The organism is Mesorhizobium sp. M7A.F.Ca.CA.004.12.1.1, assembly GCF_003997835.1.
Lineage (GTDB): Bacteria > Pseudomonadota > Alphaproteobacteria > Rhizobiales > Rhizobiaceae > Mesorhizobium.
This window is the reverse complement of the sequence record NZ_RZRK01001115.1, coordinates 1-1,507: the sequence shown is the minus strand read 5'-3', so window position 1 is coordinate 1,507 and position 1,507 is coordinate 1. Positions and strand designations below refer to the sequence as shown.

The window sequence follows — 1,507 nt, the reverse complement described above, 5'->3', positions numbered from 1 at the left end:
GGCTGCGACAAGCCCGGTGATGGAGACGCTGGCCGGGCTGGCTATTGCCGGGGCCATCTTCGTCAGCGGCTTCCTGGTCTTGCAGGGCGGCCAGATGCCGGGAAACATCATGGCCTTCATCGGAGCGCTCCTGTTTGCCTATGAGCCGGCAAAGCGCCTTGCGCGCGTGCGCATATCGCTGGAAAGCGGTATTGTCGGCGTGCGCATGATGTTCGAGCTCGCCGACCAGCCGCTGACTCTGGTCGAGAAGCCCGACGCGAAGCCGCTTCTGGCCGGACCGGGCGAGATCCAGTTTGACGCCGTCGACTTCGCTTATCAGAATGGGCCGCCGGTGCTGGACAGGTTCGATCTGACGCTTGCGCCCGGCAAGATGACGGCGCTGGTCGGGCCTTCCGGCGGCGGCAAGTCGACCGTTCTGAACTTGATCATGCGCATGTACGACCCGAAGAGCGGCAGGGTGCTGCTCGACGGCCAGGATATTTCCCATGCGACGCTCGCATCGCTGCGGGAAAAGATCGCCTATGTCAGCCAGGATACATTCCTGTTTGCCGGCACCATCATGCACAACATCCGGCTTGGGCGCGAGGGTGCGACCGACGAAGAGGTGATCGCCGCCGCCAAGGCGGCCAACGCCCATGACTTCATCAGCGCACAGGCGAAAGGCTACGAGACGGATGTGGGTGAGAATGGCGGCCTGCTATCGGGCGGCCAACGCCAACGGATCTCGATCGCACGCGCCATGCTGCGCAATGCCGAGATCCTGCTGCTGGACGAAGCGACCAGCGCGCTTGATGCCGAATCGGAAGCGCTGTTCCGCGACGCGCTGCAGCAATTGACGGAAGGCCGCACGACGATCGTCATCGCGCACCGTCTATCGACGGTGCACCAGGCAGACACGATCGTGGTGCTCGAAGCCGGCAAGGTGGTGGAAAGCGGCCCGCACAAGACCTTGCTCAAGCAGGGTGGGCTCTACCAGAAGCTTTATGAGTATCAGTTGATGCCGTAGCACACTCTTCCCTTCTCCCCTTGTGGGAGAAGGTGGATCGGCGCGCAGCGCCGAGACGGATGAGGGGTGTTCCAGCGGAATGAGGCGTTGGTGTTTTCTGGAACACCCCTCATCCGACCTCGCTTCGCGAGGCCACCTTCTCCCACAAGGGGAGAAGGAAGAACTGCTCTATTCCGGCACAAACCTCACCGCGCCCTTGGCCGCGCTGGTCGTCATGGCGGCATAGGCGCGCAAGGCGGTCGTCACCTTGCGCTTGCGCTTTTCCTCGGGCTTCCAGGCCAGGGCGCCCCTGGCCTCCATCGCCGCCCGGCGGGCAGCGAGTTCCGCCTCATCGACAGCCAGGCGGATGCTGCGGTTCGGGATGTCGATCTCGATCGTATCGCCCTCCTGCACCAGCCCGATCAGCCCGCCTTCGGCGGCTTCCGGCGACGCATGGCCGATCGACAGGCCCGACGTGCCTCCGGAGAAGCGGCCGTCGGTGACCAGAGCGCAGGCCTTGCC

At 64.3% G+C, this 1,507-nt stretch carries 2 protein-coding genes; one reads left to right on the top strand and one right to left on the bottom strand.

The annotated features are described in order from the left end of the window. Positions 1-1,006, top strand: a 1,006-nt coding sequence (locus tag EN984_RS34225; RefSeq protein ID WP_164765905.1) for an ABC transporter ATP-binding protein, incomplete at its 5' end; no start/stop codon positions are given. A gap of 168 nt (positions 1,007-1,174) precedes the next feature. Here the strand turns inward: EN984_RS34225 and EN984_RS34220 are convergent. After that, on the bottom strand, positions 1,175-1,507 hold a 333-nt coding region (locus EN984_RS34220), incomplete at its 5' end, for a dihydroxy-acid dehydratase (protein WP_206517554.1).